Raw genomic sequence first — 14887 nt, 5'->3', positions numbered from 1 at the left:
ATCAAAGTTTTGGTTTACGTCGTCGAGGCTGCGAACAAGATCGCAGCCTTCGGCCGCTCCTACGGGTGAGGGTGTGTAGATGGATCGTTACGTCGTATTCGGTAACCCGATTGGCCACAGCAAGTCGCCGCTGATCCATCGCCTGTTCGCTGAACAGACTGCGCAGCAGCTCGACTACAGCACGTTGCTGGCGCCCCTGGACGACTTTTCCACCTGCGCCCGCACCTTTTTCCTCGAAGGTCGCGGGGCGAACGTGACGGTGCCGTTCAAGGAAGAGTCCTATCGATTGGCCAACACCCTGACGGCGCGGGCGCAGCGGGCAGGCGCGGTGAATACCCTGAGCAAACTGGCGGATGGCAGTCTGTTGGGTGACAACACCGATGGCGCCGGGCTGGTGCGGGATTTGACGGTCAACCTGGGTTTCAGCCTCAAGGGCAAACGTATCCTGTTGCTCGGTGCGGGTGGTGCGGTGCGCGGCGCGTTGGAACCGTTGCTGGCCGAGCAGCCGGCATCGGTGATCATCGCCAACCGCACGGTGGAAAAAGCCGAGTTGCTGGCCGAGCTGTTTGCCGATCTGGGGCCGGTGGCGGCCAGCGGATTTGACTGGTTGCGCGAGTCGGTGGACCTGATCATCAACGCGACATCCGCCAGCCTGACCGGTGACGTGCCGCCGATTGCCAGCAGTCTGATCGAACCGGGCAAGACCGTGTGCTACGACATGATGTACGGAAAAGAGCCGACCTCGTTCTGCCGTTGGGCCAGTGAACACGGTGCGGCGGTGGCGATGGATGGGTTGGGGATGCTCGCCGAGCAAGCGGCGGAAGCGTTCTTCCTGTGGCGCGGCGTGCGTCCGGACACGGCGCCGGTGCTGGCTGAACTTCGCCGGCAGTTGGCCTTGTAGATTTCTCTGATCAGACAGGTTTTCCTTGGCGAGGGAGCTTGCTCCCGCTGGGCTGCGCAGCGGCCCTAAAACCTGCTATGCCATGTATCAGGCAGAATGCGTAAACCAATTGCGGGCGCTTCGCACCCGAGCGGGAGCAAGCTCCCTCGCCACAGGGTTGATTGGTGCTTTCAATAGAAGGTGTTCAGTCTTCAAACCGGATCGGGCATTTCTCCGCGCCTTCCAGCTTCCTCAACTCTTCCACCACCTGCGGCCGCGCCCGGCGCAAGGTCAGGCTACGATCCTGGCGCAGCAATCGCCGCGCTTCCTGATGCAGCATTTCCACGCCTGAATAATCGATGAAGTTGATCTGCTGTGCCTCGATCACCACCCGCGCGCCGTGCATCCGTTGCAGGCGCACTTGCAGGTAATGGCTGGCGCCGAAGAAGATCGAGCCGCCGACCCGCAGGATGTCTTCTTCACCGTTGCGCCAATGCTGCACCCGCGGTTGCGAAGTGCGCTTGAGGTAGAAGAACAGCGACGCCAGCACGCCAGCGTAAATAGCGGTCTGCAACTCCAGCAGCAACGTGGCGAGGCAAGTCAGCGCCATCACCAGAAACTCGGCGCGGCTGACGCGCAACAACGCACGAATGCCGCGATGATCGACCAGACCCCAGGCAATCAACAGAATGCTGCCGGCCATGGCCGGGATCGGAATGTGCGCGATCAACTGGGCGCCAAAGATCGCAAACAGTGCCACCCACAACGCCGAAAAAATCCCGGCCAGCGGAGAGCAGGCTCCCGCTTCGTAGCTCAGGCCCGAGCGGGTGAATGACCCGGCCGACAGCGACCCGGAAAAAAACGCCCCGACGATGTTGGATAAGCCTTGAGCGCGGACTTCCTGATTAGCGTCGAGTAACTGCTGAGAGCGTGCGGAAATCGAGCGGGCAATCGACAGACTGGTCACCAACGCCAGCATGCCTACCGCCACTGCACTGGGTAGCAGGCGCAGGATCAGGTCGAGGTCCAGCGGCAACGGGCTGAAGGGCGGCAACTGACCGACAAACGCACTGACCAATTGCACATGCCCAAACATCGATGGCCAAAGCCAGACCAGCAATGCGCCCAGGACCAGCGTGATCAACAGCGTCGGCCAGCGCGGTAACCACAGTTTCAGGATCGCCCCCACGATCACGGTCGCCAACCCCAGGGCCAGCGAGGGCTTGTCCACTTCGCCGAGGTGTTTACACAGCAGGATAAAGCTGTCCAGCGCGGTGGCCTGGCTCGGCAAATCCAGCCCTAGCAGGTTGGGCAATTGGCCGATGGCAATCACCACGGCGGCGCCAAGGGTGAAACCGAGTACCACCGAGTGCGAGACGAAGTTCACCAGCGCGCCAAAGCGCAGCAGCCCCAGCAACCATTGGAAAACACCGGCCAGGAATGTCAGCAGCAGGATCAGCGTGACGTAGTCCTGCGAGGCCGGAACGGCCAGAGGACTGACGCTGGCGTACAGGACAATGGAGATGGCCGCTGTAGGACCGCAGATCAAATGCCACGACGAGCCCCACAGGCAGGCGATCAAAACCGGGATGATCGCAGCGTATAAGCCGTATTCCGGTGGGAGACCGGCAATCAGCGCGTAGGCGATGGATTGCGGCAACGCGAGAATCGCGCCGCTGAGGCCGACGATCAGGTCACGCCCGACGCTGGCGCGGGTTTGCCGGGGCAACCAGGAAAGGAAGGGGAAGAGTGAATGGCGGCTTGGCAGGGCCATGGGGCCTCTCGGGTTGGGTTTGGCGCAAGGGTAGCAGGACCACGCAATCATTGTGGCGAGGGGGCTTGCCCCCGTCCGATTTCGGAGCAATCGTAAAACCTTTGCATGCGGTGGACCTGATAAACCTGATGCAATGGTTTTGGGACCGCTGCGCGGTCCAGCGGGAGCAAGCTCCCTCGCCACAAAGGCACCTCCACGAAGGCTCTTTCACAGAGGCACTTATAGTTTGGCTTTGACCGCCGGCAACGCATCCTTGCCATCCAAGGTCTTGACCCCATCCAGCCACTTATCCAGCACCGCCGGGTTGGCCTTGATCCATGCCTTGGCGGCATCCGCGTTGCTGACTTTTTTGTTCACCACCTCGGACATGATGCTGTTCTCCATCTCCTGAGTGAAACTCAGGTTGGTCAGCAACTTGCCGACATTCGGGCAGGCCTGTGCGTAACCTTTGCGGGTCAGGGTGTAGACGCTGCCGGTGTCGCCGAAGTATTTCTCGCCACCCTTCAGATAATGCATTTTCAGCTGCACATTCATCGGGTGCGGGGTCCAGCCGAGGAAGGTTACGAACTTCTGTTTTTTCACCGCTCGGGATACTTCCGCCAGCATCGCCTGCTCGCTGGACTCGACCAGTTTCCACTGGCCCATGTCGAAGTCGTTCTTCTTGATGATCTCTTGCAGCGAAAGGTTCGCCGGCGCGCCGGAGCCGATGCCGTAGATCTTCTTGTCGAATTTGTCCGCGTACTTGTTCAGGTCGGCAAAGTTATGCACGCCGGCGTCCCAAACGTAATCCGGAACCGCAAGCGTGAACTCGGTGCCATCGAGGTTTTTCGCCAGTTGCGTGACATCGCCGGTCGCCACGAACTTGTCGTAGAAACCCTGTTGCGCCGGCATCCAGTTACCCAGGAACACATCCACCTGGCCGTCCTTCAACCCGCCAAAGGTGATCGGCACCGCGAGGGTATCGACCTTGGCCTTGTAGCCCATGCCATCCAGCAGAAACCCGGTGATGGCGTTGGTCGCGGCGATGTCGCTCCAGCCCGGGTCGGCCATCTTCACCGTCTCGCAGCTCTGATCGGCAAACGCCGATGCGCTGCCCAGTGCCAGGAGCCCGACCGTCAGTACTGTGGATAACTTTTGCATGGGCTTCCCCTTAACATTATTGGTTTTGGCAGGGTTGTGGATAACGTGCTTTACGTTCCAGATCGTCGAGGTCGATGTGGTTGCGCATGTATTGCTGACTGGCGTCCACCAGCGGCTGGTGATCCCAGCTCTTCAGCTTGCCGATCGTCAGGGCGTCGGCCACGAAACGCCGACGTCGCTGGCTCGCGAGCACTTGTTGGTGGATCGTCGGGATGTCCCACTTGGCCCGCGCTTCGGTGAGAAAATCTTCGAAAAGTTGGCGATGTTGTGGCGATTGGCTGAGTTCTTCAATTTCACGCGGGTCATTTTGCACATCGAAAAGCAGGCAAGGGTCGTCTTCGCTGTAGATAAACTTGTAGGCGCCACGGCGGATCATCATCAACGGGCTGATCGTGCCTTCGGCCATGTATTCGCCGAACACTTCGTCGTGACCGCCCTGCCCTTGCAGGTGCGGGACCAGCGAGCGGCCATCGAGTGGCAAGCCTGGCTCCAGCGAGCCTCCGGCCAGTTCGACGAAGGTTGGCAGCAAGTCGGCGGTGGATACCGAAGCACTGACTCGACCGGCACCGAAATGCCCCGGCGCACTGATCAACAGAGGTACGCGGGCGGCCATTTCGTACCAGTGCATTTTGTACCAGAGCCCGCGTTCGCCGAGCATGTCGCCGTGGTCCCCGGAAAACACGATGATAGTGTCCTCGATTAGCCCGGTTTCATCGAGGGTTTGCAGGAGTTTGCCGACGTTGCTGTCGATATAGCTGCACGCGCCGAAATACGCACGGCGAGCGACTCGGATCTTATCCACAGGCAGCGGCTTGTCCCACAGGTCGTAGACCTTGAGCAAACGCTGGGAATGCGGGTCGAGGTCATGCGGGTCCGGCGTTGTAGGCAACGGGATATCAGCATCGTCGTACAGATCCCAAAATGCCTTGGGAATCGTGTACGGGTCGTGGGGGTGGGTCATCGACACGGTCAGGCAGAACGGCTGATCGCCGTCTTCGCGAATGTGATCGAACAAATACTGTTGAGCCTTGAACACCACCTCTTCGTCGAAATCCAGCTGATTGGTGCGTACGCATGGTCCGGCTTGCAGCACCGACGACATGTTGTGATACCAGGTCGGACGTACATCCGGTTCATCCCAGTTCACCGCCCAACCGTAATCGGCCGGGTAAATGTCACTGGTCAGGCGTTCTTCGTAGCCGTGCAACTGATCGGGACCGCAAAAGTGCATCTTTCCCGACAACGCGGTGCGGTAGCCGAGGCGACGCAGGTAGTGGGCATAGGTCGGTACATCGGCAGGGAAATCGGCCGCGTTGTCGTAGGCGCCAATCTTGCTCGGTAACTGGCCACTGACCAGGGTGAAGCGCGACGGCGCGCACAACGGGCTGTTGCAGTAAGCGGAGTCAAACACCACGCCTCCGGCGGCGAGGCGGCTCAAATTAGGCAGTTTGATAGGCGAAGGGCCATAGAACGGCAACATTGGCGCGGCCATTTGATCGGCCATGATGAAAAGAATGTTCTTGCGCTTCATGTGATCGCGGCATTCCATAGTGAATGTTTATGCGAGAGTGCTGGGATCGAGGATGTAACCCATGCACTTTGCGGTAAAGCCCATGCGCGGCAATGACTAGGATAAGCACAGCTTATGTATGACGCCCTCGGTGACCTGTCTCTGGATTTGCTCCGCGCCTTTGAAGCGGCGGCTCGCCAGCGCAGCTTTACCGCTGCCGCCAATGAACTTGGAACCACGCAACCGGCCATCAGCCAGCAGATCAAACGCCTGGAAGAACAGTTGGCGACGCGTTTGTTCGACCGCATTTATCGCGGCATCGAACTGACTGAGGCGGGAATGATCCTGTTCGAGCAAGTTCAGCTGGGTTTGCAGAACATAGACGCAGGATTGAGCGCGATCAGCTCACAGCAACAGCATGAAGTGCTGCAAGTCGCGACCGACTTTGCGTTCGCCGCTTATTGGCTGATGCCGCGCCTGCACCGTTTTCACGCGGCCAATCCTCAGGTGGACGTGAGCCTGGTCACCAGTGAACGCAGCCACAACATGCTGCGCACGGATATCGACGTGGCAGTGCTGTTTGGCGATGGTCGTTTCAAGCAAGGCGAAAGCCATTGGCTGTTCAGCGAAGAAGTGTTTCCGGTGTGCAGCCCGCAATTGTTGATTGATCGTCCACTGCCTCTGCCGGCCCAATCCTTGTTGGAGTTTCCGCTGCTGCACCTGCGCGGTGAGAACAGCAGCAACTGGTTCGACTGGAGCGGCGTGTTCCGCGAACTGGGGATTACGTCACCGCCAGCCCCCGGGCAGTTGCGCTTCGATAACTACACCTTGCTGATTCAGGCTGCGATTGGCGGTCAGGGCGTGGCCATTGGCTGGCGGCACCTTGTGGATAACTTGCTGGCGCAGGGATTGTTGTGTCGACCGATTGCCGAGACGGCGATGTCCAGGCTTGGATATTACGTGGTACTGCCCCAGCGCAAACGGCGTGGGGCGTTGATTCAGCAATTCGTGGATTGGTTGATGGCCGAGCAGGCCAGCAGTGCGCAATCGCTGACAGGGCTGTCGTTTCCTTCGATTGCCGTTTGAACGTTAAAAGATCGCCCGAGCGCGGACCGAGCCTTCGGCAGCGCCTACCCAGGTTTACCGTGGCGTAACCGCCACAAAGTTCACATGTTCACCAACGTGCAGATTCAGCTGCAATTCATCGGCAATCCCCACGGCTACCCGGTTCAGTCGCTCCAGGGTTTCTGCCAGGCCTGGTTCCAGGCTGCTGCTGATGTGGGTGAAATGCTCGATACCGAGCCCTGCGACCGCCCACGGCGCGTTCACCATTGTCCACCGCAACGGGCTGCTTTGCAGGGCCTCGCGAATTTCTTCGGCAGCATGCAATTGCAATTGGTCTTCGGCCTCCGGGTCGTCCAGAACATCGAAATCGCCCACTAGAAATAACCGCGCAATGCCCGCCGCCTGCATGCCGTCAATCAACGCGTCCACCGCGAGCACCTGTTCGACCGGGCCGGGCACGAAGGTTTTCTCCACCGATTCGCTGTTGAACGGCAAACCTGGTGCGCCCAGCAGGCAGACGACCACAGAGCTGCCCGCCACGCTTTGTTTCACTCGTTTTGCGTCGAACAGATCGCCGGCCTTGGTGCGCAAACCGGGGCGCGGTGCGAGCGCGGTCAGGTCATCGAGGATGGCGATCACTTCATGTTGGCGGTGCAGCATTTCAGCCATCAGCGCACTGCCCAGGCTACTCATGGCACCATAAAGCACCACTTTCACCACCGGGGTTTCGGCATTTTTCATGCTGAGCTCCATTCTTTCCTGCCTATATGGCGTGTGACTCGCAGGAAACGGTGAGGGTTCGACCCGCTTCAGAGGGATTTCCATGCATCAGATCAAGGGCTATCACGCTCACGTGTATTTCGACGCCAATACGATCAATCAGGCGCGCACCTTGTGTGAGCTGGCGGCGCAGTTGTTCCCCCTGAAAATGGGCCGCGTGCATGAGCGCCCGGTCGGCCCGCACCCGGACTGGAGTTGCCAACTGGCATTCGGTCCGGAACTGATCGGCGAGGTGTTGCCGTGGCTGGCGCTCAATCGCAAAGGCTTGGTGGTGTTTCTGCACCCGGACACCGGCGACGATCTGTTGGACCACACCGAGCACGCGATCTGGATGGGCGCGATGTGCCCGCTCGACCTGTCTGCTTTTTGATCAGAGGGTTTCTTCTGGCTCGCCGGGCAAGTGATCCAGGTAGTCACGATGCCGCCGCTGACCCGACGGCAGATCGAGCAATGACTGACCGCTCTCCTACGGTTGTGATCAGTGCGCTTACGCCATGCCCCAACCCGACGACCGGCTGTAATTCCGCTCAACGCTTTCATCGCCGAAAGCTGGCTGAAAGCTTCCCCGATTAGGATCGCCCTCACTACCGGCAACAGACCGGTCGGCCAATGCCAGTGTTTTATCGCTCGCACAGCCCATTTAACAACAACAATGGTGACCCTGATGTCCTTTACTACCCGCCGCTTCGCTGCAACTCCGCCCGTACGTCTCGTGCTTCCCGTTCTGCGCTGATCCCCGCGATCCGCCCATTCCCTAGCCGCGCTACGCCTGGAGTATTCCCATGCTGACTTTCCTTGGCTTCGCCATGGTCATCACGTTCATGTTCCTGATCATGACCAAGCGCCTGTCCGCGCTGATCGCCCTGATCCTTATTCCAATCATCTTCGCCCTGTTCGGCGGCTTCGGTCCGAAAATCGGCCCGATGATGCTCGAAGGCATCACCAAACTTGCGCCGACCGGCGTGATGCTGATGTTCGCGATTCTGTACTTCGCCCTGATGATTGACTCCGGCCTGTTCGACCCGGCCGTGCGCAAGATTCTCAAAATGGTCAAGGGCGACCCGCTGAAGGTTTCGGTCGGCACCGCCGTGCTGGCGCTCGTCGTTTCCCTCGATGGTGACGGCGCGACCACTTACATGATCTGCGTGGCCGCCATGCTGCCGCTCTACAGCCGTATCGGCATGAGCCCGCGGATCATGGCCGGCCTGATCATCCTCGCCGGTGGCGTGATGAACATGACCCCATGGGGTGGCCCGACCGCCCGTGCGGCCAGTGCACTGCACGTGGACCCGTCCGACATCTTCGTGCCAATGATCCCGGCCATGGCCGCTGGTGTGATGGCGATCCTGGCCATTGCTTACTTCTACGGCAAACGTGAGCGTGCGCGCCTGGGCGAACTGCACCTGGTGGGCGATGAAGTCGACCACAGCGAAATCAGCGTGTCGCAGTTCCCGGATGCCCGTCGTCCGAAACTGATCTGGTTCAACGGCGCCCTGACCCTGGGCCTGATGTGCACCCTGGTTGCTGGCCTGCTGCCGTTGCCGGTGCTGTTCATGGTGGCGTTCAGTATTGCGATGATCGTCAACTACCCTTGCCTGCAACAACAGAAGGATCGCGTTGCGGCCCACGCCGGCAGCGTGCTGGCGGTGGTCGGTCTGATCTTTGCGGCGGGCATCTTCACCGGTATCCTGTCGGGCACCGGCATGGTCGATGCCATGTCGAAAAGCTTGCTGGCGGTGATTCCGGACTTTCTCGGCCCGTACCTGGCGGTGATTACCGCGCTGGTGAGCATGCCGTTCACGTTCTTCATGTCGAACGATGCATTTTATTACGGCGTGTTACCGGTACTTGCCGAAGCCGCCAGCCATTACGGTATAACCGCGGTGGAAATGGCGCGTGCCTCGATCGTCGGTCAGCCCGTCCACCTGTTGAGCCCGCTGGTACCATCGACTTACCTGTTGGTGGCTTTGGCCGGCATCGACTTCGGTGACCACCAGCGCTTCACCCTGAAGTGGGCAGTGCTGGTTTGTATCTGCATACTGATTGCTGCGCTGCTGTTGGGGACTTTCCCGATGTTCAGCACTCTATAAGCCCAAGACTCGCCACTTCGGGTCCAGGCTCCGTGATAAGAAGCCGGGCCCGTTTTGGTTTAAACAATCGCTCAAAGGAATACACATGGAATGGCTGACCAACCCTGAAATCTGGGTTGCCTTCTTCACCCTGACCGCCCTGGAAATAGTCCTGGGTATCGATAACATCATCATGATTTCGATCCTGGTCAGCCGCATGCCCAAGCACATGCAGGCGCGCACCCGGATTTTCGGTCTGGCGCTGGCCATGATCACGCGAATCCTGCTGCTGCTGTCGATCACCTGGGTCATGCGCCTGACGACCGACCTGTTCGAAGTGTTCGGCCAGGGTATTTCCGGGCGTGACCTGATCCTGTTCTTCGGTGGCCTGTTCCTGTTGTGGAAGAGCTCGCAAGAGATGTACCACGCGCTGGAAGGTGAAGACGAAACCAACGATACGCCGGGCGGCAAGGGCGGCAACTTCCTCTACACCATCGTCCAGATCGCGATCATCGACATCGTGTTCTCGCTGGACTCGGTGATTACCGCGGTCGGCATGGTTTCCCATGTTCCGGTCATGGTCGCGGCGATCATCGTGGCGGTGCTGGTGATGATGCTGGCTTCGGGCAAGATCAGCGAATTCATCGAAAGGCACCCGTCGCTGAAAATGCTGGCGCTGTCGTTCCTGCTGATCGTCGGTACCGTGCTGATTGCCGATTCCCTGGGCGTGCATGTGCCAAAAGGCTACGTCTACTTCGCCATGGCGTTCTCGCTGGCGGTTGAAGCGATCAACATCAAGATGCGCTCTTCCATCGCGAAAAAGCGCAAGCAGAAGGATCCGGTAAAACTGCGCAAGGATATTCCGGGGCAGTAACCCTGCGGCAACGAAGCTCTCTGAAAGATGAGCTTTTGTGGCGAGGGAGCTTGCTCCCGCTCGGCTGCGCAGCAGTCGTGAACCATTGCATGCGGTATGTCTGACAAATTGCATGCAATGGTTTCAGGGGCGCTTCGCGACCCAACGGGAGCAAGCTCCCTCGCCACAGTCCTTCGGTGGTTATCACGACGTGCGAAAAAGGAGCCATCGCAGGCTCCTTTTTTATGGCCCGCATAAATCTCATTTCATGACAGTTCTGTTTCAATCCCTTCTTTAGCTATGCGATGCTGGCGCTCAGTCCGTTAGCCAACTACAGCTTAAGTACCAGAACGTAAAACGTCGCGCGGTACCGTCAATTTGCTCCTTTGGGGCGCTACACCACAGGGGGTCTGTATGCTCACCCTGCTCAATCTGCTTTCCGCCGTGGCCCTGTTGATCTGGGGCACGCACATCGTCCGAACCGGCATCCTGCGGGTCTACGGCACCAACTTGCGTCATGTCATCAGCCATAATATGACCAACCGCTGGCTGGCTTTCCTCTCCGGCATCGCCGTGACGGCGATGGTCCAGAGCAGCAATGCCACCGCCATGCTGGTCACCTCGTTTGTCGGCCAGGGCCTGATGGCGCTGACCCCGGCGCTGGTCACCATGCTCGGTGCGGATGTCGGTACGGCGCTGATGGCGCGGGTGCTGACGTTCGATCTGTCGTGGTTGTCGCCGCTGCTGATTTTTGTCGGGGTGATTTTCTTTCTGTCCCGCAAGCAGACCCGACTCGGGCAGATGGGCCGTGTCGCCATTGGCTTGGGGCTGATCATTCTGGCGCTGCAACTGATTGTCGAAGCAGCGCACCCGATTACCCATGCCAAAGGGGTGAAGGTGATTTTCGCCTCGCTGACCGGCGACATCTTGCTCGACGCCCTGGTCGGCGCGCTGTTCGCGATGATTTCCTACTCCAGCCTGGCGGCCGTCCTGCTCACCGCGACGCTGGCTGGCGCCAATGTGATCAGCCTGCCAGTGGCCATCGGGCTAGTGATCGGCGCCAATATCGGCAGCGGCGTGCTCGCCTTCCTCAGCACCAGCATGCAGAACGCCGCCGGGCGCCAAGTGGCATTGGGCAGCCTGCTGTACAAACTGATTGGTCTTGTATTGATCATCCCGGTACTCGGTCCGTTGGTGCGCTGGCTCGATGGCCTCGACTTCAGCCCGCAGGAACTGGTGATTGGCTTCCACTTGCTCTACAACACCGTGCGCTGTCTGATCCTGTTGCCCACCGCCGCGCCGATGGCCAGGTTTTGTGCCTGGGTGTTGCCGGAGCGCCCAGTGGCCAACGGCATGGCTAAACCCCGGCACCTCGACCCGACGGCGCTGGTGACGCCGGGTTTGGCACTGGCCAACGCGGCCCGGGAAACCCTGCGCATGGGCGACCTGATCGACAGCATGCTCGAAGCCATGCTCGACGTTTTGCAGGGCAAGCAAACTGCCGTCACCCAGGAGATGCGCCGTCTGACCGACGATGTCGAAGCGCTCTACAGCGCGATCAAACTGTATCTGGCGCAAATGCCTCGGGAAGATCTCAGTGATCAGGACAGCCGGCGCTGGGCGGAAATCATCGAGCTGGCGATCAACCTGAAACTGGCCAGCGACTTGATCGAACGCATGCTGCGCAAGGTCCAGCAGCAGAAAACCTCGCAGCGTCGGTCGTTTTCCGAAGTCGGGCTGGACGAATTGACCGTGCTGCAAACTCAGTTGATTTCCAACTTGCGGCTTGGGATGTCGGTATTTCTCAGCGGTGATCCGGAAAGCGCGCGCCAGCTGGTGCGTGAAAAACGTCGTTTTCGCGCACAGGAACGCCGTCTGGCCCACGCTCATGTCAGCCGTTTGCAACGTAAGATCGTGCAAAGTATCGAAACCAGTTCGTTGCACCTGGAGTTGATTGCCGACATGAAGCGCCTGAACTCGCTGTTTTGCAGCAGTGCCTATGTGGTGCTGGAAACGCACGACACCGGTGCGCTGGTGGTCGACGATTTGGCGGACATCACGCATTCTCCCTGAACGTCCACAGTGGCCTGAAGTCTGTTGAATTCACGCAAGCCGTATGGAAGCTCGTTATGCGTTGTCTGTTGTTCGCCTGTCTGTTGCTGGGTTCTTTTCCTTCGTTTGCCCTGGATCGCTTCCAGGTCGAGGGCTACACGCTGCGCAACGGTTTGCAGTTGCTGCTCAAACCCGGCACTGAGCGCGGGCACGTGGCGATCCGCCTGGTGGTCGGCGTGGGCCTGGATGATTTCAGCTGCGATGAAAAAGAGCTGCCGCATTTGCTCGAACATTTGCTGTTCAGCGGCATCGATGCCAGTGGCGAAGGTGGCCTGGAAGAACGCATGCAGGCGCTGGGCGGTGAGTGGAACGCCTTCACCAGCAACGCCGACACCACGTTTGTGATCGAAGCCCCGGCGAAGAACCAGCGCAAGGTGCTCGACCTGTTGCTGGCGCTGCTGACCCAGACCCGCTTCGACGACAACGCCATCAACGCCGCCAAGCAAGTGGTCGAGCGCGAGGATGGCGGGCACTACACGCACCTGCAACGCTGGCTCGATCGCCAGGACCTGGGCCACACCGCCAGCAACCAGCTGGCCGTGGAACTGGGCCTCAAATGCCCCGAGCGGGCGCAGGTCGATCACCTGACCCGCGAACAGCTGGAGCGTGTGCGCAAGGCCTGGTATGCGCCGAACAACATGACCCTGATCGTGGTCGGCGACCTCGACAAGTTGCTGCCGGCCTATCTGGATCGCACCTACGGCGCTCTCGACGCGATCAACCCCAGCGAACATCCGCCGCTGCCGCAAATCCAGGCCAGCGCTGCCCATGAGCGCACCCTGACGCGCGGGTTCGTGGGCGATGGCGCCAAGTTGCACTGGTTGGTGCCGGAGCCGGTGCTGCAGGATCAGCACGACGAAACCTTCGACCTGCTCAAGGATTACCTCGACTGGGCGCTCTATCGCCAGTTGCGCCTGGCGCACAGCTTGTCCTATGGACCGTGGGCCGAGCGCGAGGTGTTCGGTGGCGTCGGCTTCATGAGCCTCAATGCCGACCTGGAGCGCGAGGATGTGGCCGAAGCCGAACAGGTGCTGGAGGAGTTGAAAGCCCAATTACTCAAGGATGGTCTCAACGCCGAGACCTTCAACCGCCTCAAGCAGGCCGCCATTGCCCGCCAGGCCTGGGCCGTGCAGGGCAATAGCGCACTGGCCGATTACTACTGGAGCGCCATTGGCGACTACGAGGACGACCGTTTCGCCAACCCGGCCAGGGAACTGCAAGCGGTGTCGTTGCAAGAGGCGAACAAGGCGATGCGCGAATTGCTCTTGCAGCCGGGGTATCTGCGGGTCGAGAAGCCTTTGTTGAGTGATGATCAATTGGTGTGGACGATTGCCGGGGTGTTGGGGTTGATCGTCTTGATGTTGGTGGGCTGGCGGGTTCAGCGCAGAAAATAAGTGCATACACATTGTGGCGAGGGAGCTTGCTCCCGCTCGGCTGCGCAGCAGTCGTCAAATGGCATGCGAGGTATTTCTGACGGTAGCCGTTGACGGGTAAGGGGGCGCTTCGCACCCCAGCGAGAGCAAGCTCCCTCGCCACAATTGCACCTATGTCCGTTCGCCGGGATTTATGTTCGGTCAGGCTGACCGGGACCCTCGCCACAGGGGCGCGCCAGCGGTACCCTGTCGAGGATTTTCCCCACGACTACTGTGAAACGCCGAATGCCGAACCTGACCCTTTTCTTACAGCGCATCCTCGAATTGATGAAGCGTTATCCGGGGGTCATTGCGCTCGGTGGTTTTGTCTCCGGGGTCGGTAGCTTCATTCTGGTCGACCGCCAGCAAGGCCTGGCGAGCTGGATCACCACCATCATGCTGATCAGCTGGATCTGGCTGATGCTGGAAAACAGCCTGACCAAGCTGTTCACGCGCATCTTCAAGCGTGAGATCCCGCAGCCGCTGTTGCGTTACGCGACGCAGATGATCCATCAGGAAAGCCTGTTCTTCGTCCTGCCGTTCTTTTTCATCACCACGACCTGGAACAGCGGCCAGTTGTTTTTCACCGGCCTGTTGAGCATCGCGGCACTCATTTCGATCATCGACCCGCTCTACTACAAGTGGCTGGCCCCGCGGCGCTGGGCGTTCCTGGCGCTGCACACCCTGACCCTGTTTGCCGCCCTGCTCACGGCGTTGCCGGTGATCATGCACCTGACCACGTCGCAGAGTTTCAAATGGGCGCTGGGCATCGCCGTGCTGTTGTCGTTCCCGAGCCTGGCGTCGATTTTCCCGATCCGCACCGTGCGCAACGCCCTGGCGATCCTGATTATCACCGTGGGCATCGGCGGCGTCGGCTGGGTGTTGCGTTCATGGGTGCCGCCGGCCACGTTGTGGATGACCGACGTGGCCATCAGCACGCAAATGCAGGACCGCATCCCTGGCGCCAGCCTCGACGAAGTCAGCGTCGAGCAGATCCGCGGTGGCGGGCTTTATGCGTACACCGCGATCAACGCCCCGCGTGGCCTGGACGAGCGGATTTACCATGTGTGGAAATTCAACGGCAAAGAGGTCGATCGCATCCCGCTGGATATCCATGGCGGGCGCAAGGAAGGTTACCGGGCGTGGACCCACAAGCAGAATTTCCCCGGCAATCCGGCCGGTAAATGGCAGGTCCGGGTGTTGACCGAAGACGGCCAGTTGATCGGCGTACTGCGCTTCGTCGTCACGGACAGCACAGCGATCAAAGAAAAGTAACCGGGTTCGTGCTATTA

At 59.8% G+C, this 14887-nt stretch carries 12 protein-coding genes and 1 pseudogene; 8 read left to right on the top strand and 5 right to left on the bottom strand.

All coding sequences use genetic code 11. The annotated features are described in order from the left end of the window. Positions 1-79 precede the first annotated feature (79 nt). Positions 80-901 carry a shikimate dehydrogenase gene (gene aroE / locus CKW19_RS21580; protein ID WP_095059762.1) on the top strand — a complete coding sequence of 274 codons (822 nt, stop codon included), beginning with the start codon at positions 80-82 and terminating at the stop codon, positions 899-901. A 184-nt stretch (positions 902-1085) separates the two neighbouring features. On the opposite strand, the gene CKW19_RS21575 is transcribed toward aroE, so the two are convergent. The 3 genes from CKW19_RS21575 to betC all read right to left on the bottom strand — a co-directional run bounded on the left by CKW19_RS21575 (position 1086) and on the right by betC (position 5325). After that, positions 1086-2654: a SulP family inorganic anion transporter gene (locus tag CKW19_RS21575; RefSeq protein WP_095059761.1), complete on the bottom strand. Its 1569-nt coding sequence runs from the start codon at positions 2652-2654 to the stop codon at positions 1086-1088. A gap of 219 nt (positions 2655-2873) precedes the next feature. Beyond that, positions 2874-3794, bottom strand: a complete 921-nt coding sequence (gene choX, locus CKW19_RS21570; RefSeq protein WP_095059760.1) for a choline ABC transporter substrate-binding protein — start codon at positions 3792-3794, stop codon at positions 2874-2876. A gap of 16 nt (positions 3795-3810) precedes the next feature. After that, entirely contained in the window at positions 3811-5325 is a 1515-nt protein-coding gene (gene betC / locus CKW19_RS21565) for a choline-sulfatase (protein ID WP_095059759.1), read from the bottom strand. 114 nt (positions 5326-5439) lie between these two features. On the opposite strand from betC, the gene CKW19_RS21560 reads away from it, so the two are divergent. Next, entirely contained in the window at positions 5440-6390 is a 951-nt protein-coding gene (locus CKW19_RS21560) for a LysR family transcriptional regulator (protein WP_095059758.1), read from the top strand. 54 nt (positions 6391-6444) lie between these two features. Here the strand turns inward: CKW19_RS21560 and CKW19_RS21555 are convergent, their stop codons facing one another. Then, positions 6445-7110 (bottom strand): NAD(P)-dependent oxidoreductase, encoded by a 666-nt coding sequence (locus CKW19_RS21555; RefSeq protein WP_095059757.1) that lies wholly within the window; start codon positions 7108-7110, stop codon positions 6445-6447. Positions 7111-7192: 82 nt separating this feature from the next. Here CKW19_RS21555 and CKW19_RS21550 point away from each other — a divergent pair, with 82 nt between their 5' ends. Then, positions 7193-7519, top strand: coding sequence for a DOPA 4,5-dioxygenase family protein (locus CKW19_RS21550; RefSeq protein ID WP_095059756.1), 327 nt, complete (start codon positions 7193-7195; stop codon positions 7517-7519). Between the two features lie 17 nt (positions 7520-7536). Here CKW19_RS21550 and CKW19_RS29190 read toward each other — a convergent pair. Further along, positions 7537-7602, bottom strand: a pseudogene (locus CKW19_RS29190) (GFA family protein); the annotation flags it as partial. 329 nt (positions 7603-7931) lie between these two features. On the opposite strand from CKW19_RS29190, the gene CKW19_RS21545 reads away from it, so the two are divergent. From CKW19_RS21545 to CKW19_RS21525, 5 genes are all read left to right on the top strand, one after another. Then, positions 7932-9239, top strand: a complete 1308-nt coding sequence (locus tag CKW19_RS21545; RefSeq protein ID WP_095059755.1) for a CitMHS family transporter — start codon at positions 7932-7934, stop codon at positions 9237-9239. An 85-nt stretch (positions 9240-9324) separates the two neighbouring features. Further along, the gene (locus CKW19_RS21540; RefSeq protein WP_095059754.1) at positions 9325-10092 is read left to right on the top strand and encodes a TerC family protein; all 768 of its coding nucleotides are present in this window, start codon (positions 9325-9327) and stop codon (positions 10090-10092) included. A 393-nt stretch (positions 10093-10485) separates the two neighbouring features. Continuing rightward, on the top strand, positions 10486-12144 hold the full coding sequence (locus CKW19_RS21535) for a Na/Pi cotransporter family protein (protein ID WP_095059753.1): 1659 nt from the start codon (positions 10486-10488) through the stop codon (positions 12142-12144). 56 nt (positions 12145-12200) lie between these two features. After that, complete coding sequence (locus tag CKW19_RS21530) at positions 12201-13577, top strand: pitrilysin family protein (protein ID WP_095059752.1); 1377 nt, start codon at positions 12201-12203, stop codon at positions 13575-13577. A 264-nt stretch (positions 13578-13841) separates the two neighbouring features. Next, on the top strand, positions 13842-14870 hold the full coding sequence (locus tag CKW19_RS21525) for a DUF5924 family protein (protein ID WP_095059751.1): 1029 nt from the start codon (positions 13842-13844) through the stop codon (positions 14868-14870). Positions 14871-14887 lie beyond the last annotated feature (17 nt).

It is taken from the genome of Pseudomonas sp. Irchel s3f7 (assembly GCF_900187615.1).
Classification (GTDB): Bacteria; Pseudomonadota; Gammaproteobacteria; order Pseudomonadales; family Pseudomonadaceae; genus Aquipseudomonas.
This window is presented reverse-complemented; position numbering and strand designations above follow the sequence as displayed.